21 protein-coding genes are annotated in these 22,026 nt (G+C 69.8%); 12 read left to right on the top strand and 9 right to left on the bottom strand.

The genetic code is table 11. From position 1 onward, the window contains the following. Position 1 precedes the first annotated feature (1 nt). Positions 2-772 (bottom strand): enoyl-CoA hydratase, encoded by a 771-nt coding sequence (locus R9Z33_RS00325; protein WP_318649300.1) that lies wholly within the window; start codon positions 770-772, stop codon positions 2-4. Then, complete coding sequence (locus tag R9Z33_RS00320; protein ID WP_318649299.1) at positions 769-2,646, bottom strand: propionyl-CoA synthetase; 1,878 nt, start codon at positions 2,644-2,646, stop codon at positions 769-771. The genes R9Z33_RS00325 and R9Z33_RS00320 overlap by 4 nt, the downstream gene beginning before the upstream one ends. A 76-nt stretch (positions 2,647-2,722) precedes the next feature. Here R9Z33_RS00320 and R9Z33_RS00315 point away from each other — a divergent pair, with 76 nt between their 5' ends. The 3 genes from R9Z33_RS00315 to R9Z33_RS00305 are packed head-to-tail and all read left to right on the top strand — an operon-like array spanning position 2,723 to position 5,641. Then, a complete protein-coding gene (locus R9Z33_RS00315; RefSeq protein ID WP_318649298.1) occupies positions 2,723-3,598 on the top strand; it encodes a DMT family transporter in 876 nt (291 codons plus the stop codon). Next, entirely contained in the window at positions 3,595-4,986 is a 1,392-nt protein-coding gene (locus tag R9Z33_RS00310) for an L-lactate permease (RefSeq protein ID WP_318649297.1), read from the top strand. Before R9Z33_RS00315 ends, R9Z33_RS00310 begins: the two co-directional genes overlap by 4 nt. Positions 4,987-4,990: 4 nt before the next feature. Next, on the top strand, positions 4,991-5,641 hold the full coding sequence (locus tag R9Z33_RS00305) for a DNA-3-methyladenine glycosylase family protein (RefSeq protein WP_318649296.1): 651 nt from the start codon (positions 4,991-4,993) through the stop codon (positions 5,639-5,641). An 81-nt stretch (positions 5,642-5,722) separates the two neighbouring features. Here R9Z33_RS00305 and R9Z33_RS00300 read toward each other — a convergent pair whose 3' ends face one another. After that, the gene (locus tag R9Z33_RS00300) at positions 5,723-6,100 is read right to left on the bottom strand and encodes a hypothetical protein (protein WP_318649295.1); all 378 of its coding nucleotides are present in this window, start codon (positions 6,098-6,100) and stop codon (positions 5,723-5,725) included. A gap of 36 nt (positions 6,101-6,136) precedes the next feature. Next, positions 6,137-6,835 carry an isochorismatase family protein gene (locus tag R9Z33_RS00295; RefSeq protein ID WP_318649294.1) on the bottom strand — a complete coding sequence of 233 codons (699 nt, stop codon included), beginning with the start codon at positions 6,833-6,835 and terminating at the stop codon, positions 6,137-6,139. Positions 6,836-6,968: 133 nt separating this feature from the next. Between R9Z33_RS00295 and R9Z33_RS00290 the strand changes: the two genes are divergently transcribed. Genes R9Z33_RS00290 through R9Z33_RS00280 form a run of 3 tightly spaced genes read left to right on the top strand, consistent with a single transcriptional unit; the run spans position 6,969 to position 8,691 of the window. Beyond that, positions 6,969-7,949, top strand: coding sequence for a Bug family tripartite tricarboxylate transporter substrate binding protein (locus tag R9Z33_RS00290; RefSeq protein WP_318649293.1), 981 nt, complete (start codon positions 6,969-6,971; stop codon positions 7,947-7,949). A gap of 58 nt (positions 7,950-8,007) precedes the next feature. After that, positions 8,008-8,346: a DUF1244 domain-containing protein gene (locus tag R9Z33_RS00285; protein ID WP_318649292.1), complete on the top strand. Its 339-nt coding sequence runs from the start codon at positions 8,008-8,010 to the stop codon at positions 8,344-8,346. Positions 8,347-8,388: 42 nt separating this feature from the next. Further along, on the top strand, positions 8,389-8,691 hold the full coding sequence (locus R9Z33_RS00280) for a DUF2312 domain-containing protein (RefSeq protein ID WP_318649291.1): 303 nt from the start codon (positions 8,389-8,391) through the stop codon (positions 8,689-8,691). A gap of 14 nt (positions 8,692-8,705) precedes the next feature. On the opposite strand, the gene R9Z33_RS00275 is transcribed toward R9Z33_RS00280, so the two are convergent. Beyond that, a complete protein-coding gene (locus R9Z33_RS00275; protein WP_318649290.1) occupies positions 8,706-9,680 on the bottom strand; it encodes a Bug family tripartite tricarboxylate transporter substrate binding protein in 975 nt (324 codons plus the stop codon). Positions 9,681-10,097: 417 nt separating this feature from the next. Between R9Z33_RS00275 and pnp the strand changes: the two genes are divergently transcribed. Both pnp and R9Z33_RS00265 read left to right on the top strand, forming a co-directional pair. After that, entirely contained in the window at positions 10,098-12,302 is a 2,205-nt protein-coding gene (gene pnp / locus R9Z33_RS00270; RefSeq protein ID WP_318649289.1) for a polyribonucleotide nucleotidyltransferase, read from the top strand. Positions 12,303-12,414: 112 nt separating this feature from the next. Continuing rightward, positions 12,415-13,815, top strand: a complete 1,401-nt coding sequence (locus R9Z33_RS00265; RefSeq protein WP_318649288.1) for an NAD(P)H-dependent flavin oxidoreductase — start codon at positions 12,415-12,417, stop codon at positions 13,813-13,815. 39 nt (positions 13,816-13,854) lie between these two features. On the opposite strand, the gene R9Z33_RS00260 is transcribed toward R9Z33_RS00265, so the two are convergent. After that, complete coding sequence (locus R9Z33_RS00260) at positions 13,855-14,085, bottom strand: sulfurtransferase TusA family protein (protein WP_318649287.1); 231 nt, start codon at positions 14,083-14,085, stop codon at positions 13,855-13,857. Between the two features lie 106 nt (positions 14,086-14,191). On the opposite strand from R9Z33_RS00260, the gene R9Z33_RS00255 reads away from it, so the two are divergent. From R9Z33_RS00255 to R9Z33_RS00245, 3 genes are all read left to right on the top strand, one after another. Further along, complete coding sequence (locus R9Z33_RS00255) at positions 14,192-14,611, top strand: MucR family transcriptional regulator (protein ID WP_318649286.1); 420 nt, start codon at positions 14,192-14,194, stop codon at positions 14,609-14,611. Positions 14,612-14,693: 82 nt separating this feature from the next. After that, positions 14,694-15,140 (top strand): Fur family transcriptional regulator, encoded by a 447-nt coding sequence (locus tag R9Z33_RS00250; protein WP_318649285.1) that lies wholly within the window; start codon positions 14,694-14,696, stop codon positions 15,138-15,140. Next, positions 15,137-15,955, top strand: a complete 819-nt coding sequence (locus tag R9Z33_RS00245; RefSeq protein ID WP_318649284.1) for a GNAT family N-acetyltransferase — start codon at positions 15,137-15,139, stop codon at positions 15,953-15,955. Before R9Z33_RS00250 ends, R9Z33_RS00245 begins: the two co-directional genes overlap by 4 nt. On the opposite strand, the gene R9Z33_RS00240 is transcribed toward R9Z33_RS00245, so the two are convergent. Continuing rightward, complete coding sequence (locus R9Z33_RS00240) at positions 15,956-17,983, bottom strand: hydantoinase/oxoprolinase family protein (protein WP_318649283.1); 2,028 nt, start codon at positions 17,981-17,983, stop codon at positions 15,956-15,958. After that, positions 17,983-19,671, bottom strand: a complete 1,689-nt coding sequence (locus R9Z33_RS00235; RefSeq protein ID WP_318649282.1) for a hydantoinase B/oxoprolinase family protein — start codon at positions 19,669-19,671, stop codon at positions 17,983-17,985. The genes R9Z33_RS00240 and R9Z33_RS00235 overlap by 1 nt, the downstream gene beginning before the upstream one ends. Positions 19,672-19,759: 88 nt before the next feature. Between R9Z33_RS00235 and R9Z33_RS00230 the strand changes: the two genes are divergently transcribed. Further along, a complete protein-coding gene (locus R9Z33_RS00230) occupies positions 19,760-20,674 on the top strand; it encodes an SMP-30/gluconolactonase/LRE family protein (RefSeq protein ID WP_318649281.1) in 915 nt (304 codons plus the stop codon). A gap of 57 nt (positions 20,675-20,731) precedes the next feature. Here R9Z33_RS00230 and R9Z33_RS00225 read toward each other — a convergent pair whose 3' ends face one another. After that, entirely contained in the window at positions 20,732-21,922 is a 1,191-nt protein-coding gene (locus tag R9Z33_RS00225) for a phosphoglycerate kinase (RefSeq protein ID WP_318649280.1), read from the bottom strand. Positions 21,923-22,026 lie beyond the last annotated feature (104 nt).

Raw genomic sequence — 22,026 nt, 5'->3', positions numbered from 1 at the left:
CTTACCTGTCCTGCCAAACCGGCGCGCGCTTGCCGAGGAAGGCCCCGATGCCCTCCTCCGCGTCGGCCGCCATCATGTTCTCGACCATCACCGCGCTCGCCGCGTCATAGGCTTCTGCCAACGGCAATCCGCATTGGGCGTTGAAGCCGCGCTTGCCCATCCGCACCGTCACGGCCGAGCGCGCGGCGATGCTACCAGCGAGCGTGAGTGCCTCGGCCCGCGCATCCTCGGCGATGCGGTTGATGAGACCCAGCGCGCGCGCCTCTTCGGCATGCACCCAGCGGCCGGTCAGCAGCATCTCCATCGCCGCCTTGCGCGGGATGGCACGGGCCACGGCCACGGCGGGCGTGGAGCAGAAGAGCGCAATGTCCACGCCCGGCGTGCAGAAGCGGCTCTGGGGCGTGGCGACGGCGAGGTCGCAGCTCGCCACGAGCTGGCAGCCCGCCGCGGTGGCGATGCCCTCGACGGCGGCAATCACGGGGACGGGGTGGTTCACCACCCGCTGCATCACCTGGCTGCACAGCGCCATGGTGCGGGCGTAGAAGGCGCGCCCGCCATCGGCCTCGGCGCGCGCGGCCGTGAGTTCGCGCAGGTCATGCCCGGCGGAGAAAGCGGGCCCGTTCGCCGCCAGCACCACGCAGCGCGCATCCTCGGCGGCGTGCAGCGCCTCGCGCAGCGCTTCCAGCAGCGCGAAGCTCAGCGCGTTGCGCGCCGCCGGCCGGTCCAGCGTGATCAACGCCACGCCGTTGTTGTGGCGTTCGGTGACGATCATCGGCCGAGCACTCCCGCGATCTCGTCGAGAATGAGCGGATCATCAATCGTGGGCGGCACGGCGTAGGTCTCGCCATCGGCGATCTTGCGAATGGTGGCGCGCAGGATCTTGCCCGAGCGAGTCTTGGGCAGGCGCTGCACCACGCGGGCCTCCTTGAACGCGGCGACGGGGCCGATGCGGTCCCGCACCAGCTTCACCAGCTCCTTCGCCACCTCATCCGCATCGCGCGCGGCACCCGCCTTGAGCACGACGAGGCCGAGCGGTGCCTGGCCCTTCAGCGCATCGGCGATGCCCACCACGGCGCATTCCGCCACATCGGGGTGCGCGGCCAGCACCTCCTCCATCGCACCCGTGGAAAGACGATGACCGGCGACATTGATGATGTCATCCGTGCGGCCCATCACCCAGACGAAGCCTTCCGCATCCACCATCCCGGCGTCGGAACTGTCGTAGAAGCCGGGGAAGGTGGAGAGATAGGCCTCGCGGTAGCGCTGCTCCGCATTCCACAGCGTGGGCGCGCAGCCAGGTGGCAGCGGCAGCTTCACCACCAGCGCGCCGTTCTCGCCGCGCGGCACCTCATTCCCTTCGGAATCCAGCGCGCGCACGTCGAAGCCCGGCGTGGGCTTGCCGCCGGAACCCGGGCGCGGCTCGAACAGGCCGAAGCCGCGGAAGCCCGCCGTGATCGGCCAGCCCGTTTCGGTCTGCCACCAATGATCCACCACGGGGATGCCGAGTTGCTCCGCCGCCCAAAGCGCGGTCGGCGGATCGCAGCGCTCGCCCGCCAGATAGAGCGCCTCCAGCTTGGAGAGGTCATGCTTCCGCATCAGCGCGGCCTCGGGATCCTCCTTGCGGATGGCGCGGATGGCGGTGGGTGCGGTGAAGAGCAGCTTCACGCCATGTTCCGCACAGACACGCCAGAAGGTGCCCGCATCGGGCGTGCCCACCGGCTTGCCCTCGAACAGGATCGAGGTGCAGCCCGCCAGGAGCGGCGCGTAGACGATGTAGGAATGGCCGACGACCCAGCCGACATCGCTGGCCGCCCAATACACGTCCCCCGCCGTCATGCCGTAGATCATGGACATGGAGTGGTGGAGTGCGACCGCATGCCCGCCATTGTCGCGCACGATGCCCTTGGGCTTTCCCGTCGTGCCGCTGGTGTAGAGGATGTAGAGCGGATCGGTCGCCGCCACATCCACGCAAGCGTGTGGCGCGCCCGCGGCTTCCTCCGCCGCATAGTCGAAATCGCGCCCGGCGGTCATTGCGGCTTCTGCCTGCGGACGTTGCAGCACGAGGCAGAAATCGGGCTTGTGCGCTGACATGCCGATGGCGGCATCCAGCAGCGGCTTGTAGGCGATGACGCGCCCCGGCTCGAGCCCGCAGCTTGCGGTGATGACGGCCTTGGGCGTGGCGTCCGTGATGCGCGCCGCCAGCTCCGCCGCCGCGAAGCCGCCGAACACCACCGAATGGATCGCGCCCAGACGGGCACAGGCCAGCATCGCGATGGCCGCTTCCGGCACCATCGGCATGTAGATGATCACGCGGTCGCCCTTGGTGACGCCGCGTGCCGCCAGCGCGCCGGCCAGCCGCGCCGTGCGGTCACGCATCTCGGCGTAGGAGATCTTCAGCTGCGCCCCGGTGATCGGGCTGTCGTAGAGGATGGCGGTCTGCGCGCCGCGCCCGGCCTCCACATGGCGGTCCAGCGCGTTGTGGCAGGTGTTCAGCACCCCATCGGCGAACCAGCGGCCGAAGAGGCCCTGGGATGCGTCCAGCGCACGGCTCGGCGGCCGACTCCAGGCCAGGCCCGCGGCGGCTTTCAGCCAATATCCCTCGGGGTCATTGCGCCATTGCGCCACAGCGGCATCGTAGGCCGTCATCCCTGGTCTCCCTCTTTGCCCCGAAAATGCGCCCATGGGCGTTGCCTCGCAAGCGGGACCGCCGCACCATCCCAGCATGAGAACCCGTTTCGCGGCCCTGCCCGGCAATCTCAGGGGTGCGATCCTCATGTCGCTCGGCGGCGTGCTCTTCGCCATTGAGGCGCTGTTCATCCGCTGGATGAGCGACCGCGGCATCCCAGTCACCACCCAGCTCTTCGCGCGCTCCATCGGCCAGCTCATCTGGGTGTTGCCGCTGATCCTCGCTGGTGGCCTGGCCGTGTTCCGCACCACGCGGCCGGGGATGCACCTGCTGCGCGGCGGCTGCTCGGCGGCCACCTGGGGGTTCTACTTCCTCTCCTTCGCCTTCCTGGACCTCACCACCGCCACCGTCCTCTCCTTCACCAACGTCATGTTCACCACCCTGCTGGCGAAGCCCGTGCTGGGCGAACGTGTGGATGCGGCGCGCTGGGCGGGCACGGTGCTGGGCTTCATCGGCATCGCCGTCATGCTGCGGCCCGGCACCGACATCCCGCTGCTCGGCGCGCTGGTCGCATTGGCCGCGGCCCTTTCCTGGTGCGGCATCACGCTGACCTCGCGCAGCCTCTCCCGCACCGAGAGCACGCAGACGGTGCTGGCCTGGGTCGGCATCATCACCAGCGCCTGCGTCGCGCCCTTCGCCATCGCCTTCTGGGCGCCGATCGGGATGGTGGACGTGCTGATCCTCGCTGTCTTCGGCCTGGTCACGCCCGGCATCATCTGGCTGGTGACCGAGGCGCTGCGCGCGGGCGAGGCGAGCGCCGTCGCGCCCTTCCAATACCTGCGCCTCGTCGTCATCGCGGCCTTCGGCTGGGTGCTCTTCGGCGAGGTGCCGGATGGCTGGACCTGGCTCGGCGCGCTGGTCATCCTGAGCGGCGCCGTGATCATCACCATCAGCGAGGCGCGCCGGCGGTGACGCTGCTTCTCCAGGCCGCGCCGCTCCTGGCGCTGCTGCTCCTGCTCGCCACCGGGCGCATGGGCCCGCTCGCCGCCTGCGGCGTGGCGCTGGCTCTCGCCGTGCCCGCCATCGCGGTGAGCCTGCCCGAGGGCGCGAACCTCTTGGGTTTCCTCGGCGATGCCACGCTGCGCGCTGCCTTCCTCGCGCTGCAGCCCATGGCGGTGGTGGCGGGCGGGCTGCTCTTCCACGCGGCGGTCCAGCAATCGGCCGATGGCGCGGCGCGGCAGGCCAATGCGGCGCGCATCTTCGCCGTCACCCTGCCCATGGGCTGCTTCCTGGAATCGGTCACGGGCTTCGCCGTCGGCGCCGTCTTCGCGCTGGCCGCGCTGCGCGCCATGGGCATTGGCGGGGCGGTCGCCGTGGCACTCTCGCTCCAGGCGCTGGTGATGGTGCCCTGGGGCGGGCTCGGCCCCGGCACCGCGCTGGGCGCCGTGCTGGCGGGCGTGCCCGCCCAGGATGCCGTGGCGCTGACCGCCTGGCCCAATGCCGCCTGGATCTTCGCGCTCACGCCCGTGATGTGGTGGCTGCAGGCCCGCGCCGGCGTCACGGTGAGCGGGCGCGAGAAGGCGATGCAGGCGCTGATGCTGGCCGTGCTGGGCGTGCTGCTGGTGGCGCTGCACCCCATCCTGCCCTTCGAGGTGATCGGCGTCGTCGCCTCGGGCCTCGTCACCATCTGGGCGCTCTGGCGGGCCGATCCGCCGCGCGACCTGAAGGCGGCCTTCGGGATGAGCTGGCCCTATCTGCTGCTGACGATCGCGCTTCTCGGCGCGCGCCTGGTGCCGGACCCGCCGGCCCTGCGCCCCTTCGCGGAACTCCCCGCCTTCCCGATGACGCATGTGGCCGTCGTGCTCTGGCTGGTCTCGGCCGGGCTGCTGCTGGCGCGGGGCGATGCCTGGGCGCGGGCCGGGGCGGCGCTGAAGCGGGCGCAGAAGCCGGCGCTGGCCATGCTGCTCTATGTCACGCTCGGCCGCTGGCTGGCGGGCAGCGGCGTCGCACTCGCGCTGGCGACGGCGCTGACCGCGGGGAAGGGGGATCTCGCCGCCTATGCCATGGTGCCGCTCGGCTTCGCCTCGGGCTTCATCACCGGCAGCAATGTCGGCGCCAATGCCGCGCTGATGCCGGTGCAGGCCGCGCTTGGCCAGGTGCTGGGGCTGCCCGTGCTGCTGGCGCCTGCCCTGCACAATTTCGCGGGCGCAGCCGGCGCGGGCATGAGCATCGCCGGCACCGCCATGCTCTGCGCCCTGCTCGCCGATGGCACGCGGCCGGTTCAAGTCTGGCGGCTGATGCTGCCATCCATCGCGCTGGTGCTGCTCTGCGGCACGCTGGCGCTGATTCTCATGAGGTAGCGCCATGTCCGAAGAGATGAAATCCGGCTGGGCCAAGGCCGAACGCAAGCTGGCACGGGACCCCATCCTGAAGCCGCTGGTGAAGCGCATCGGCCCCTGCACCCTCGTGCCGCTTCAGCGCGAGCCCTATGAGGCGCTGGTCCGCGCCATCGCGCACCAGCAGGTGCATGGCCGCGCGGCGGAGGCGATGCTGAACCGCTTCCGCGCGCTGCATGAGGGCGAGGAATTCCCCAACGCCGATTTCGTGCTCGCCCTGCCGCCGGAGGCGCTGCGCGGCTGCGGCTTCTCCGGCTCCAAGGTGCTCGCCATCCAGGACATCGCGGCCAAGGCGCGTGAGGGGCTCGTCCCCACGCTGGAGGAGGCGGGCAGTCTCAGCGACGCCGAGTTGATCGAGCGGCTGGTCGCCATCCGCGGCGTCGGTCGCTGGACGGTGGAGATGCTGCTGATCTTCACCCTCGGGCGCCCCGACATCCTGCCGGTGGATGATTTCGGTGTGCGCGAGGGGTGGAAGCTGCTGAACGGGCTGGAGGCGCAGCCCAAGCCGAAGGAACTCGCCGCGATCGGTGAGGCCTGGGCGCCCTGGCGCAGCATCGCCGCCTGGTATCTCTGGCGCGCGGCGGATGAGGGCAAGAAGGTGAAGGTCAGCGCCGTGTGAGGGCGCGCATGGCGCCGGGGAGGCCCATCGCGGTCCGAACGGCCGAGGCCGCGCCCGCCGCCTGAAGGTTGGAAGAACTCCTCACCGCCGGAGGGCGGGCGCCGGCGTGCTGGACTGCCGCAGGTCGTCATAGAGCCCGGTCTGGCCCCGGGCGCAGGCGCCTTCCGCGAGCATGCGGCGATAGCCGGCGCTGGCCGGCCCGCAGGCGCGCGCGAGGCCGGCACGGTTCTGGCCCGTGGCGTTCCGCACATCATTGATGAAGCGGTTCACCTCGGCATAGGCCGTGTTCTTCTCGGGCGTGGACTTGTTCGAGGCGGCGATGCAGGCGCGCCAGTCGCGCACCTGCTCGTTGCAGCTCGGCACTCCCGTGGTGTCGGGCGCGGGCGTGGCCGCCGGGCGGTTCTGCGCCGCGGCGCCGAGCGGGGCCAGGACCAGGGAGAGCAGGAGCAGGTGCCGCATGGAGGTATCCTCGATCCGTTCTTGTCGGGCGAATGTCTATCGCGCGCCGCCGTCGCGCAATCCGCCCAGGAAGTCCAGCACCTCGGCCATCGGCACCACATCGGCGAATTGGCGGTCCATGTCGAAGAGGGCGATGGCGTGGCTGATGGGGATGCGGTCGAACACCGCCTCCTGCGGCACGCAGACGCGCAGGTTGAAGGAGGAGGCGTCGAAGACCGTCGCCTGCACGCAGTTGCTGGTGGCGCCGCCCAGCACGATCACGCTGTCCACGCCGCGATCCAGCAGGTGGCCGAGCACGGGCGTGCCGTGGAAGGCGCTGGGCTTCTTCTTGACGAGCACCAGGTCGTTCGGTCCGGGCGCCATGCCCTCGGCCAGTTCCGCGCCATGCGTGCCCTCGAGGCACCAGTTGGGGCTCTCCAGCAGGTCGCGCTTGCGGCCATAGACGCCGATATCCGCGCCCGAGGGGTCGAGCGCGAAGCGGGTGAAGACGCAGGGCACGCCCGCCGCCTGGGCGGCGCGCACGATGGTGGCGGCAGCGGCCAGCGCCGCGCGGCCGATGGCGCCGCAGCTCGACGGAAAGAGATGATCCTGCCCCTCCGCGCCGACCATGTAGCGCTGGGCATCGATGACCAGCACGGCGGGGCGGCGGCCGAATCCCATGCGGCGGCCGAAGCGCCCCTTGGCCAGCACGGCGCGGTCCTGCTCGGTGAGGAAGTGATCCCAGGGTCTCTCCATGGCGGGTCTCTCCATGGCGGGTCTCTCCGTGGGGGGTCTCTCGGTCATGCGGCGCCTCGCTGATTGACCGCCCGTCGCGGCCGGTCTCAGGATAGGTGGCGCCGCCGCCAGCGCGAAGCCGGGAGAGAACGCCATGATCCGCCGCCGCCACCTTGCCCTTGCCGCCGCCGCCCTGCCCCTCACGGCCCCGTCTCTCTCCGCGCGCGCCCAGGTCGCCGACTGGCCGAACCGGCCGATCCGCCTCGTCTCGCCCTTCCCGCCGGGCGGTGCCGCCGACCTCACCGCCCGCATCATGGCGGAGGAGCTGACCGGCGTGCTGCGCCAGAGCGTGGTGGTGGAGAACCGCACCGGCGTGGGCGGCGCCGTGGGCAGCGAGTTCGTGGCCCGCGCCACGCCCGATGGCTACACTTGGCTCCTGGCCAGCACCGGCCCCTTCGCCATCACGCCCGAGCTGGTGCGGCTGAACTTTGACCCGGCGCGGGACCTGGCTCCCGTGGCGATGGTTTCGATCGTGCCCTCGATCTTCGTGGTGAACCCGGCCGTGCCGGCCAACAACATGGCCGAGCTGATCGCGCTGGCCCGCGCCCGGCCGGGCCAGCTCTCTTACGCCTCGGGCGGCAATGGCACGGCGCAGCACCTGTTCGGCGAGATGCTGAAGCAGATGGCGGGCCTCGACATCCAGCACGTGCCCTATCGCGGCGGCGGGCCGGCGCTGACCGACACCATCGCCGGCCGCGTGCAGATCCTGTGCGACACGCTGCCGCTGGCGCTCCCGCATATCCGCGAGGGGCGGGTGCGCGCGGTCGGTGTCACCACGGCGCAGCGCCACCCCGCCCTGCCCGATGTGCCGACCGTCGCCGAGTCGGGCGTGCCCGGCTACGAGGCGGTGGGCTGGTACGGCATGGCCGCGCCCGCCGGCACGCCAGAGGCGCTGGTCACCCGCATGAACCGCGAGGTGAATGCGCTGCTGGAAAAGCCCTCGCTGAAGGAGCGCATGTCGGCCCAGGGCTCGGACCCGCTGGCGATGACGCCGGCCGCCTTCCAGGCCCGCATCGCCGAGGACCGTGCCCGCTGGGCGCGCGTCATCCGCGACGGCAACATCCGGCCCGACTGAGGCGGCTTGAAGGGATCCAGGCGCGGGCGCATCTAGGATCGAACGAAGGAGCCCCGCCATGCCGATCCCGCAGCCCGAAGCCGAACTCAAGCTCGATGCCGACGCCGCCACGCGCGACCGGATCGAGGCCGCCGCCTTCCGCAAGCTGGTCGCCCATCTGCGCGAGCGGTCGGACGTGCAGAACATCGACATGATGAACCTCACCGGCTTTTGCCGGAACTGCGTGAGCCGCTGGTACCAGGAGGCCGCGGCCGATGCGGGCACGGTGCTGGAGACCCCGGCGGCACGCGAGATCATCTACGGCATGGACTACAAGGCCTGGCAGGCAGCGAACCAGAAGGAAGCGACGGCCGAGCAGAAGGCGGCCTTCGGGGCGGCCATGGCCAAGCACGGGTAGAGGCGCTACCACGCGGCCCCTATCCCGCTTGCGAGAGACACCATGTCAGACACCGAAGACGACAAGGCAAAGGCGGGGGCCAGCCGCGCCCGCCAGGCCGCCGAGCCCGATACGGGCGGCATCGCGGCCGACCGGCTGCGCTCCATCGTCGAGCGCATCGAGCGCCTCGAGGAAGAGCGCAAGGCGCTGGCCGACGACATCAAGGACATCTACGCCGAGGCGAAATCCGCCGGATTCGACGTGAAGGTCGTCCGCCAGATCATCCGCCTGCGCAAGCAGGAACCGGCCGAGGTGGAGGAGCAGGAGACGCTGCTCGACCTCTACCGCCGCGCGTTGGGAATGTAGGCGCCGGCCGACACCTACTCCAGCTTCAGCCCCGCCACCCGGACCAGCTCCGCCCATTGCGGCCCGTCGCGCTCCATCGCGGCGCGGAATTCCGCAGGGGTGGAGCAGACCGGCACCGTGCCCATCCGCTCCAGCGCCGCGCGGAAGGCGGCCTCGCCGCAGGCCGCGCCCAGGATCTGCGCCATGCGGGCGATCGCCGGCTCCGGCGTGCCGGCCGGTGCGGCGATGCCGTTCCAGGTCTCGGCGCGGAAGCCGGGGAAGCCCTGCTCGGCCACGGTCGGCACGCCCGGCAGTGCCGCCATGCGCTCCGCCCCCGCCACCGCCAGCACGCGGATCGCCCCGGTGCCCTGGTGCGGGATGATGTCGGAGGGGTTGCCGAAATAGGCCCCGACATCGCCCGCCAGCAGCGCCTGCATGGCGGGCGCGCCGCCGCGATACGGGACATGCTCGGCGGCCACGCCCGCGCGGTGCAGCAGCAGTGCCATGGCCAGGTGGTTGGAGGAGCCGTTGCCCCCGCTGGAATAATTCACCCGCCCCGGATTGGCGCGCAGATAGGCGATGAATTCCGGCAGGCTGTTCACCCCGATCCGCGCCGAGACGGCCAGAACCTGCGGATTGGCGCCGATGATCGAGATGGGCGCGAAATCCCGCGCCGCGTCATAGGGCACCCGTGTCAGCGCCGGCAGCATCACCATCTGCGAGGCGCTGGCGGTCAGCAGGGTGTAGCCATCCGGCCGGCTGCGGGCCACCGCCTCCACCGCGATGGCGCCGCCCGCGCCGGTGCGGTTCTCCACCACGACCGATTGGCCGAGCCTGGCCCCGAGCGCCTCGGCGCTCAGCCGGCCCACGCTGTCGGTCACGCCGCCGGGCGCGAAGGGCACGAGCAGGCGCAGCGGCCGGTCGGGCCAGGCCTGGGCCGAGGCGGGTTGAGCCAGGGCGGCGAGGCCAAGGCAGAGGCCGAGGGGGAGAAGGGGGATGAACCGTCGCACCAGGAAGCCGCTCCTTCGGTTGGGACCCCATCATTGGCCAGGGCCGGGCATCGGCCAAGCGAAACCTGCCCGGCCGCCGCGCGCAAATCGCGCTGGCGCCCGGGCGATTTCCGGTCCATAACGCCGGGAACCGCCCCGGGCATGGCCCAGGGCGGTTCAAACCGCTTGCGCCTGCGGCGGGTTGTCAGAGCCTCCGAGCCCTCCTGAACGGATGATGGGTCTGGCGGCGTTTCCGGCCACATGGCACCGCCGCGGGGTGAAGATCCCCGGCCTCCATGTCGCCCGAGACGCCGGAAGCCTCCCTTCCCAAGGGTGCCCCGGTGGTTGGACTGCCTTCCTGCCGCGTCGCAAATCACAGCCCCCGCCCTTGTGCGGGGCAAGAAGGACGCCCCCGGTCTGGGGGCAGAAGGACGACGCATGTTCGACAACTACTTCCGCAAGGATATTTCCTGGGGTGGGCAGATCCTCACCCTGGAGACGGGCAAGATCGCCCGCCAGGCCGATGGCGCGGTGATGGCCCGCCTGGGTGACACCATCGTGCTCTGCACCGTGGTGGGCAGCCGCAGCGTGAAGCCGGGCCAGGATTTCTTCCCGCTCACGGTGAATTACCAGGAGAAGGCCTTTGCGGCCGGCAAGATCCCGGGTGGCTTCTTCAAGCGCGAAGGCCGCCCCTCCGAGGCGGAGACCCTGATCTCCCGCCTGATCGACCGCCCGATCCGCCCGCTCTTCCCCGAGGGCTTCCGCAACGAGGTGCAGGTCATCGCCACCGTCCTCAGCCATGACCTGGAGAACGACCCCGACATGGTCGCCCTCGTCGGCTGCTCGGCCGCGCTGACGCTCTCGGGCATTCCCTTCTTCGGCCCGGTGGGCGGCGCCCGCGTCGGCTACATCGACGGCGCCTATGTGCTGAACCCGACCGCCGCGCAGCGCAAGCTCTCCAAGCTCGACCTGGTCGTCGCCGGCACGGCCGAGGGCGTGCTGATGGTGGAGTCCGAGGCCTCCGAGCTTTCGGAAGACATCATGCTGGGCGCCGTGAAGTTCGGCCATGAGGGCTTCCAGCCCGTCATCGACGGCATCATCGCGCTGGCCGAGGTGGCCGCGAAGGAGCCCTGGGACGTCGCGCTGGAGGATCCGGCCGCGGCCGCACTGAAGGCCCGCATCGCCGAGCTCGGCACCGCGCCGATGGCCGAGGCCTACAAGATCACCGAGAAGCTCGCGCGCCAGAAGGCCGTGGGCGAGGCGAAGAAGGCCGTCATCGCGGCGCTGGAAGCGGAGGGCGCCGACGTCGCCGCCGCCAAGGGCCTGATGAAGGAGCTGGAAGCGGACGTGGTCCGCAACGCCATCCTCGACACCGGTCTGCGCATCGACGGCCGCGACACCAAGACGGTCCGCCCGATCCTGGCCGAAGTCGGCGTGCTGCCGCGCGCCCATGGCTCCGCGCTGTTCACGCGCGGCGAGACGCAGGCGCTCTGCGTTGCCACGCTCGGCACCGGTCAGGATGAGCAGATCATTGATGCGCTCGCGGGCGAGTACCGCGAGAACTTCATGCTGCACTACAACTTCCCCCCCTACTCGGTGAACGAGACGGGCCGCATGGGCTCGCCCGGCCGCCGCGAGATCGGCCATGGCAAGCTCGCCTGGCGCGCGATCCATCCGGTGCTGCCGGAGAAGGACAAGTTCCCCTACACCATGCGCGTGGTGTCCGAGATCACGGAGTCCAACGGCTCCTCCTCCATGGCGACGGTCTGCGGCACCTCGCTCTCGCTGATGGATGCGGGCTGCCCGCTGCTGCGCCCGGTGGCCGGCATTGCGATGGGCCTGATCAAGGAAGACCGCGGCTTCGCCGTGCTCTCCGACATCCTGGGCGACGAGGATCACCTCGGCGACATGGACTTCAAGGTGGCCGGCACGGAGGCGGGCATCACCGCCCTCCAGATGGACATCAAGATCACCTCCATCACCTTCGACATCATGCGCACCGCGCTGGAGCAGGCGAAGGATGGCCGCTTCCACATCCTGGGCGAGATGGCCAAGGCGATCTCCGGCGCCCGCGGCGAGATGGCGGCCACCGCGCCGCGCATCACCGTGATCCAGGTGCCGAAGGACAAGATCCGCGACGTGATCGGCACCGGCGGCAAGGTGATCCGCGAGATCGTCGAGCAGACCGGCACGAAGATCGACATCGAGGATGACGGCACGATCAAGATCGCGTCCAGCAACCCCGAGGCGACCCAGGCCGCGATCGACCGCATCAAGGGCATCACGGCCGAGGCCGAGATCGGCCAGATCTACAATGGCAAGGTCGTGAAGACCGCCGAATTCGGCGCCTTCGTGAACTTCCTGGGCGCCAAGGACGGCCTCGTGCACATCAGCGAGCTGGCCAACGAGCGCGTGAACCGCACGACCGACGTGGTCAAGGAAGGCGATGCGGTGAAGGTCAAGGTCATCGGCTTCGACGATCGCGGCAAGGTGAAGCTCTCCATGCGCGTGGTGGACCAGGCCACGGGCGCGGACATCACCGAGCAGGTGGGCGAGCGCCGTCCTCGTGCGGAAGGTGAGGGCGAGGACCGCCCCCGCCGCGAGGGCCGTGACCGTGGCCCGCGCCGCAGCCGGGACGACTGAGTCCGGGGTCACCAGGTGACTTGAACAAGGAAACCGTCCGGTGCTTTCTTGCGCCGGACGGTTTCGCCATAACTTAACATTTCAAGAATTCGGCACGGCAGAGGCGGCAGCAGTGAAGGCGATCAACAGCATCCGCATGGGCGGCGTGGACGTCCTCCCCCTCGTCGAGGGTGGCAAGGGCGTCGCCGTGAGCAATGGCCTGACGGCGGGCGCCTGGGCGGCGGCCGGCGGCGTCGGCACCTTCTCCGCCGTGAACGCTGACAGCTATGACAGCGAGGGCCGAACCATCCGGCAGGTCTATTCCGGCAAGACCCGGCGCGACCGCCATGAGGAGCTGGTGGCCTATGGCATCGCCGGCGGCATCGCCCAGGCGCGCGAGGCGCGGGACGTGGGCGGCAAGAATGCCCGCATCCATGCCAATATCCTCTGGGAGATGGGGGGCGCGGAACGTGTGATCCGCGGCGTGCTGGAAGGGGCCAAGGGTCTCGTCAACGGCGTGACCTGCGGCGCCGGCATGCCCTATCGCCTGGCCGAGATCGCCAAGGATTTCGGCGTCCACTACTACCCCATCGTCTCCTCCGCCCGGGCCTTCAGCGCGCTTTGGAAGCGCAGCTACTCCAAGGTCAGCGAATGGCTGGGCGGCGTGGTCTATGAGGATCCCTGGCTGGCCGGCGGCCACAATGGCCTGTCCAACAGCGAGGATCCGAAGAAGCCCGAGGCGCCCTATGAGCGCGTCCGCAAGTTGCGGGAGCAGATGCGCGCCTTCGGCCTGGACGAGACGCCCATCATCATGGCGGGCGGCGTCTGGTGGCTCGAGGAATGGTCCGATTGGATCGACAACCCCGAGCTTGGCCCCATCGCCTTCCAGTTCGGCACCCGCCCGCTGCTGACCAAGGAAAGCCCGATCAGCGAGGCCTGGAAGCAGCGCCTGACGCAGCTTCAGCCGGGTGACGTGCTGCTGCAGCCCTTCTCGCCGACCGGCTTCTACTCCTCCGCCGTCCGCAACGACTTCCTGCGGGACCTGGAAGCCCGGAACGAGCGCCAGGTGGCCTATACCTCCGAGCCGGTCGGCGAGCACACGGCCGAATTCGGCGTGGGCCCGCGCAAGCGCCTGGTCTGGCTGACGCCGGGTGACCGCGCCCGCGCCCAGGCTTGGACCCAGGCCGGCTTCACGGAAGCCATGCGCACGCCGGATTCCACGCTGATCTTCGTGACGCCGCCCAACGCGCAGGAGATCCTGGCCGACCAGGTGGCCTGCATGGGCTGCCTCAGCCATTGCCGCTTCAGCAACTGGACGCAGGTCGAGCCCGATTTCAGCACGGGCAAGAAGGCCGATCCGCGCAGCTTCTGCATCCAGAAGACGCTGCAAGACATCGCGCATGACGGCAGCCTGGAGAACAACCTGATGTTCGCCGGGCACAACGCCTATCGTTTCAGCTCCGACCCCTTCTATTCCAACGGCTTCGTGCCGACGGTGAAGCAGCTGGTCGAGCGCATCATGACGGGCCGCTGAGGCCCGTCCGCGTTTCGCATGGCCAGCGGCGGGGCGGCTTCAGCCGCCCTTGCGCACGCGCAGCCGCCCGTGGCCGTCCGCGCCATGCTCCTGCTCCAGGATCGCGTGCCCCTGCTCGGTGAGGCTGCGCGCGAGGTTCTGACGCGGTTCCTCACCCTTGTAGAGAATGTCGAGGACTGCACCGATCGGTAGTTTGTCCAATTGTAACCGAGTGCGAACGAAGGTCATGGGGCAGGTGTCGGCTGTAACGTCGATGACCAAGGGATTCATCCTTGCTGATTTCTGGCTTCTTGCCGGGAAACGCTACGAAAGCATCTTGCAAAGCGACAGAAGAACTCGCTAATCACTTGTGGGATTGATTCTGGAAAGAAAAACCATGTCCGATGTCTCAAGCGGCGGCGATCTCTTGGGTTTGACCGCCGAAATCGTATCTGCGCATGTTTCGAACAACCCGGTCTCGGTGAATGATTTGCCGACGCTGATCGTCGAAGTGCACCGCACGCTGGCATCGCTCGGCACGGTTCCGGCGCGGGTTGAGGCGGAAAAGAAGATGCCCGCGGTTCCGGTGAAAAAATCCATCACGCCGGACTACCTGATCTGTCTCGAGGACGGCAAGAAGCTCAAGATGCTGAAGCGCCACTTGCAGACCTCCTATGGCATGACGCCCGATCAGTATCGCGACAAGTGGGGCCTGCCGCCCGAATACCCGATGGTCGCCCCGAACTATGCGAAGCATCGTTCGTCGCTCGCCAAGCAGATCGGCCTCGGCACGCAATCCCGCAAGCCCGGCGCCTGATGCGCGCCGCCCCCCGGCCCGACGGGCCGGGGCGGCTTCATTCAGGCGCCGACTTGCTCTATGGGCTGAAGCGCGCCCGGTGATGTCGGGTCAGGAAGGCAGAGAGGGCGGGACCATCAGCGACCGCATGTCCCGGATCGAGCAGATGTGCGTGGAGCGCGGCCTGAAGATGACAGGCCAGCGCCGGTTGATCGCGCGCGTCCTCTCCGAAAGCGAAGACCACCCCGATGTGGAGGAGCTGTACCGGCGCGCCGTGGCGCTGGACAACCGCGTCTCCGTTGCCACCGTCTATCGCACCGTCCGCCTGCTGGAAGAAAAGGGCATCCTGGAGCGCCGCGACTTCGGCGGCGGCCGCGCCCGCTTCGACCCAGCCGACCGCGGCATCCATCACCATCTGATCGACGTGGACACGGGCAACGTGATCGAATTCTCCGACGCCGAGCACGATGCCCTGGCGCGCGAGATCGCCGCCCGGCTCGGCTTCGAACTCGTCCAGCTGCGCCTTGAGATCTTCGGCCGCCGCCGATGACTGAGGCGCCGCCCTTCGAGGAGATCCGCTCGAGCAACCTCGGCGTCCGCGTCGCGACGAGCGAGGCCGAGGTCGTCGCCGCCCAGGCGCTGCGCTACCGGGTCTTCTACGAGGAGATGGGCGCCCGCGCCGATGCCGCCACGACGGCAAGCCGCCTCGACGCCGACGCCTATGACGCCGTGGCCGACCACCTGCTGGTGGTGGACCATGACCGCGGCGAGGGGCCCGAGAGCGTGGTGGGCACCTACCGCCTGATCCGCCGCAGCGCCGCCCAGCGCATCGGCCGCTTCTATTCCGAGGATGAGTACGACATCGCGCCCATCCTCGCCTACCAGCATGGTATCCTGGAACTGGGCCGCTCCTGCACCGATGTCGCCTATCGCACCCGCGGCACGCTGCAGCTGCTCTGGCGCGGCATCGCTGCCTATGTGTTCAACCACAAGATCGGGTTGATGTTCGGCTGCGCCAGCCTGCCGGGCACCGACCTCGACGCCAATGCGGCGCAGCTTTCCTATCTCGCGCAGAACCACCAGGCGCCGCCGGAGCTTTGCCCGCGCGCGGTGGAATCCCGCTACCTGCCGATGAACCGCCTGCCGGCCGGGAGCTTCGATGCCAAAAGGGCCCTGATGTCCCTGCCGCCGCTCATCAAGGGCTATCTGCGGCTCGGCGGCTATGTGGGCGATGGCGCGGTGCTCGACGAGCAGTTCAACACCACCGATGTCGCCATCGTGGTGATGACGCAGCAGATCACCGACAAGTATTACCGGCATTACGAGCGCAAATCCGGATGGGACGGCCAGGACCGTCCCGCCTGATCACAGCGCGATGGTGAGCCAGCCCCGCGCATCCATCGCCGCCTGATCGCCGGGCAGCAGCAGGATGGTGGTGGTCGCGCTTTCGATGATGGCGGGGCCGGCCACTGCCTGCCCGCCCGCCAGTGCCGCGAAATCCCAGACCGGCAGATCCATCCACCCGTCCTCCAGCAGCGCCCGGCGCGTGCCGAGCGGGGCGGCGGGCTGGGCCGCCCCGGCCGGGCGCTGTGGCAGGGGCGGCAGCAGGCCGGCGGCGGCGGCGCGGGCGGTGACCAGCACCACCTCCTCCTCCGGCAGGTCATAGGTGAAGAGGGCGCGGTGGCGGGCGTGGAAGGCCTCGCGCAGGCCAGCCTGCGTCATCGGCACGCCGTCCAGGTTCACCGTGATCTCGAAGACCTGCTCGCCATAGCGGAGGTCGGCCGCGCGGTGGGCGCGCACCTGGCCCTGGAACCATTGGGCGAGTTGCGCGCGGGCTTCTTCCTCCAACCCGTCGAAAAGCGCGGCGAGCGCCGCATCCCCCGGCATGGCGGTGGCGCTGACGACGCTGCGCGCGATCTCGTGCCGCAGTTCCGTCTGCAGCATGCCCCAGGCGGAGAGCCCCGCGGCGAAGAGCGGGACGGCGATGCGCGCCATGCCGAGATCCCGTGCCACCGCGCTTGCATGCAGCCCGGCCGCGCCGCCGAAGGCGAGCAGCGTGGCGCCGCGCGGGTCCACGCCGCGCCGGACGGTGGCCACCCGCACGCCATCGGCCATGCGCGCATTCACCAGGCGATGGATGCCAAGCGCCGTCGCCTCGGTCGAGAGTTGGAGCTTGCCCGCCAACGCCGCGATGGCGCGCTCGGAGGCCGCCGCATCCAGTAGCCTGGCACCTCCCAGGAAGCGCGTGGCGTCGAGATAGCCCAGTGCCAGGTTCGCATCCGTGACCGTGGGCTCGGTGCCGCCATGCCCGTAGCAGGCGGGGCCAGGCCGCGCGCCGGCGGATTGCGGCCCGACCTCCAGCGTGCCGCGCGCGCCCAGATGCGCGATGGAGCCGCCGCCGGCGCCCAGCGTGATGATGTCGAGGCTGTCCAGCGCGATGCGCTCGCCGCCCACCTCCCGCCCGCGCCCGAGCGTGGCGGCGCCGTCCTGGATCAGCGCGATGTCGGTGGAGGTGCCGCCCATGTCGAGCGTGACCAGCTGCCCCCCCATCCCGCGCTTTGCCAACGCCACGGCCGCAGCCACACCGCCCGCCGGGCCCGAGAGCGCGGTCCCGACGGCGAGCCGCGCGGCCTCCGCGATCGGGGCCATGCCGCCATGCGAGAGGATGACGAAGACCGGCTGCACGTAGCCGGCCGCGCGCAGCCGTGCCTCCAGCCGCGTCAGGTAGCGGGAGACGACGGGGCCGACATAGGCGTTCACCGCCGTGGTCGAGAAGCGCTCGAACTCCTTGATCTGCGGCAGCACATCGGCCGAGCAGGTGACGAAGACGCCGGGCAGCGCCGCCCGCACCGCTTCCGCCGCGGCATGCTCATGCTGGGGCGCCGCCCAGGAATGGAGGAAGCAGATGGCGACCGATTCCACCTCGGCCGCGCGCAGGGTGGCGATGGCTGATTCCAGGCTCGCCGCATCCAGCGGGATGTCCACGCGGCCATCGGCGCGCAGCCGCTCGCGCACCGGCAGGCGGAGCTGGCGGGGAATAAGCGCGGGCGGCTGCGGCAGGCGCAGGTCGTAGCGCGCGGGCTTCAGCCCCTCGCGCATCGCCGTCACATCGCGATGGCCTTCCGTGGTGAGCATCGCAGCCTTCGCCCCGCGCCGCTCCAGCAGCGCATTGGTGGCGACGGTGGTGCCATGGACGATGCGCGTCGTCGTCTCCAGCAGCTCCGCCAGCGTCAGGCCAATGGCGGCGGCGAGGTTGGAGAGGCCATCCACCACACCCTCGCTCTGATCCTGCGGGGTGCTGGGCGCCTTGGCGAGGAATTCGCGGCCCTCCTCATCCACGCCGACCACATCCGTGAAGGTGCCGCCGACATCGACGCCGATGGTGTAGCGCATCAGGATTGCCTCCGATCGCCAGGGGCCACCTCGCCCAGGGCGTGAATCGGCGGCGCAGCAAGCCCTTCCTCGATATCGCGCGCGATCAGCGCGGGGTCGCGTTGCGCCGGGTCGCCCCAGCCGCCGCCGCCGGCCGAGCGGATGTGCAGCACCTCGCCGGGCTGGATCTCCACGCCCACCTCCTTCGTCCTGAGCAGGCGCTCCGTGCCATCGGCGTGGCGCAGCGCGTAGCGGTGTGGCGCGCTGTCCTGGCCGCCGCACATGCCCGCGCTGCCATGCCGAGCGCCATCGCCCGCGGTGTTGCCGCGCGCGGGGCCGTCGCTCTCCAGCACCAGCTCCAGCTCTGCGCCATGGCCGCCGCGGAACTGGCCGGGGCCCGCCGTGCCCGCGCAGAATTCATGGCGGCGGAAATGCAGCGGGAAGCGCGCCTCGGCCATCTCGACGCTGCCGAATTTCAAACCGCCTGCCGAATGCCACTCGCCGGCGGTGGACCAGCCATCGCCCTTCGCATGCCCGCCGCCGCCGGGCCGCGCATGAAACAGGTGCCAGACGAATTTCCGCTCCGGACGGCGCGCGTCGCGCCCCGTGATGGCGATGCGGAAGCGCCGCCCCCAGCCGCCCATCGCGCGCTCGGGGCAGGCATGCTGCATGGCGCGCATGATCGCCTCCACGATCTCATTGCTGCAATGGCTGGTGCAGAGGGTGACCGCCGCGCCCTCCCGCGCCCAGACCACGCTGCCCTCGCGCGCCACGACGCGCAGCGCGCGAAACGCCCCCTCGTTCTTCTGCACATCCGCATCCAACAGATAGGCGAAGGCCATGCAGACCGCCGAGAACATGTTCGGGTAGGAGGAATTCACGAAGCCCGGCACCTGGTCGTCGCTGGCGCTCAGATCCACGGTCAGGGTGCCGCCCTGCTTGGTGCAGGTGGCGCGGATGGCGATGTTCTCGTTCCCATGGCCGTCATCATCCAGCAGCGCCGTGCCGGTCCAGGTGCCATCCGGCCAGGCTTCCAGGATGCGCCGCGTATGGGCGTGCGAGAGCTCGAGGATGGTCTCCACCGCCGCCATCAGTCCCGCGCCACCATGCTGCGCCAGCAGGTCATTCAGCCGGTTGGCGCCGAGCTTGGCCGCGCCCAGCATCGCCGCGAGATCGCCCCGGAAATCCCGGTTGATGCGCGTATTGAGCGCCAGCATCGCGACCAGGTCCTCGCGCATCGCGCCATGTTCGCCGAGCAGGATGGGCGGGATGCGCAGCCCTTCCTGCCAGATCTCCGTGGCGCCCGGGTTGTAGCCGCCATGCGTGCCGCCGCCGATGTCGCTCTGATGCGCGCGAACCACGGAGAAGAACCGAATCTGCCCACCTTCAAAGACGGGCACGACGATCGTCAGATCCGGCAGATGCGAACCGCCATGCCAGGGGTCGTTCAGGAGAAACACGTCGCCCGGCTTCATCCGCTCGCCAAACGCGTCCCGCACCGCCTTCGCCGCGAAGGGCATGGCGCCGACATGCACGGGAATGTGGTCCGCCTGCGCCACCAGCCGGCAATCGCCATCCGTCACCGCGATGGAGAAGTCGCGGCTGGAATTCAGGATCTGGCTATAGGCGGTGCGCAGCAGGCCCTCGCCCATCTCCTCGACGATCGCGGTGAAGCGGGCGGAGAGAACGGCAAGTGTGACGGGATCCATGCGGCACGGCTCCATCTTGGCGGCACCGCGAGCGTGGCGCATCCTGGCCCGAACCAAAAGGGCCCCAACCCAAATAGGAGGACCGCGCATGAGTCTCACAACACTGGCCACCGGCCTCCGATTCCCCGAGGGCCCGGTGGTGCTGCCCGACGGCTCCATCGCCCTCGTCGAGATCGAGGCGCAGGTGATCTCCCGCATCAGCCCCGATGGCACGCGCAGCATCATCGCGCGCACTGGCGGCGGCCCGAACGGCCTGGCCGCCGGCCCCGACAACACCCTCATCCTCTGCAACAATGGCGGCTTCACCTGGCATGAGGAGCCGGAGATCCTCCGCCCCTCCGGCACCGCGCCCGACTACACCAATGGTCGCATCGAGGTGGTGGACCTCGCCACCGGCAGCGTCCGCACCCTCTATGACCGCTGCGGCGACGTCATGCTGAAGGGCCCGAACGACCTGCAGCTCGACGGCAAGGGCGGCTTCTGGTTCAGCGACCTCGGCAAGGTCCGCGCGCGGGACCGTGACCATGGCGGCGTCTATTGGGCGGCGCTGGACGGCAGCCGCATCGTGGAAGCGGCCTTCCCCATCTTCGGCGGCGCCAATGGCATCGGCATCAGCCCGGATGGCGAGAAGCTCTACGTCGCGGAAACCGAGACCGGCCGCCTCTGGGCCTTCGACATCATGGGGCCGGGCCACCTCCGCAAGAACCCCTGGCCCAGCACCAGCGGTGGCTCGCTGCTCTGCCAATTCCCGGGCTTCCGCCGGCTGGACAGCCTGGCCATCACGGCGGCGGGCAACATCGTCGTCGCCACGCTGGTCTCAGGAGAAATCACCACTGTCTCACCCGCGGGCGAAATCCTGGACGTGGTGAAGATGCCGGAACGCATGCCGACCAATATCTGCTTCGGCGGGGCCGACATGAAGACGGCCTACATCACGCTGTCGAATACCGGGAAGCTGGTCAGCATGCCGTGGCGGGAAGCGGGGCTGAAGCTTCCCTATTAGCCACCAAGGGGCTTTGCCCCCTGGAACCCCAGCAAAGGCCCAGGCCTTTGCAAACCGCTAAGAAAGAGCTGCCACGCCGGGGAGCTCTTTCCCTTCCAGCCACTCGAGAAACGCGCCGCCGGCGGAGGAGACATAGCTCATCCGCTCGGAGACGCCGGCATGGCGCAGCGCGGAGACCGTGTCGCCACCACCGCCCACCGAGCGCAGCTGCCCGGCCTCGGTGAGGCGCGCCACCTCCTTCGCCACCGCCACCGTCGCCGCATCGAAGGGCGCGATCTCGAAGGCGCCGAAGGGGCCGTTCCAGACCAGCGTCTTGGCCGCCGACAAGCGCTTCACCACATCGGCCACCGTGGCAGGGCCCACATCCAGCGCCATCATGTCCGCCGGCACGCCATCCAGCCCCACCACGCGGTTGGGCGAATGCGCGGCGAAGCCCTCGGCCACCACCAGGTCCAGCGGCAGGACGATCTCGCAGCCGCGCGCCTTGGCGCCGGCCAGGATCTCCCGCGCCGTGTCATGCATGTCCGCTTCCTGCAGCGATTTGCCGACCGAATGGCCCTGCGCGGCCAGGAAGGTGTTGGCCATGGCGCCGCCAATCACCAGCACATCCACCTTGGAGGAGAGGTTCCCCAGCAGATCGAGCTTGGTGGAGACCTTCGCCCCACCGACAATCGCCACCACGGGCCGCTGCGGATTGCCGAGCGCCGCATCCAGCGCCTCCAACTCCTGCTGCATCAGGCGGCCGGCATAGGCGGGCAGCAGGCGCGCCACGCCCTCGGTGCTGGAATGTGCGCGGTGGGCAGCGGAGAAGGCATCGTTCACGAACACATCAGCGAGCTTCGCGAGGCCAGCGGCCAGCGCCGCGTCGTTCTTCTCCTCGCCCGCGTGGTAGCGCGTGTTCTCGAGCAGCAGCACCTCGCCATCCTTCAGCGCGGCGGCAGCGGCCTCGGCTTCACCGCCGATGCAGTCATCCACGAAGGCGACGGGCTTGCCGAGCGAGGCCGAGAGTGCGGCCTGCATCGGCTTCAGCGACATCTCCGGCACGCGCTTGCCCTTGGGCCGGTCGAAGTGGGAGCAGACGATGACGCGCGCGCCCTTGGCGCAAAGCTCCGCGATGGTGGGGCAGAGGCGCTCGATGCGCGTCATGTCGGTGATCTTGCCGTCCTTCACCGGGAGGTTCAGGTCGGCGCGGAGCAGCACGCGCTTGCCGCGCGGATCGAGGTCATCGAGGGTGCGGAACGCGGGCATGAAACATCTCCAGGGGAACGGATCGGAAGAAGAGGAGCCGCCCTCGGAGAATCCGGCCGCAAGGCGGCCGGCGCGCCCAGACAATCAGTTCCGCCGGGCGCGCC

It is taken from the genome of Sediminicoccus rosea (genome assembly GCF_033547095.1).
Classification (GTDB): Bacteria; Pseudomonadota; Alphaproteobacteria; order Acetobacterales; family Acetobacteraceae; genus Roseococcus; species Roseococcus rosea.
The sequence above is the reverse complement of the archived record's forward strand: the minus strand, read 5'-3'. Positions and strand labels throughout refer to the sequence as shown.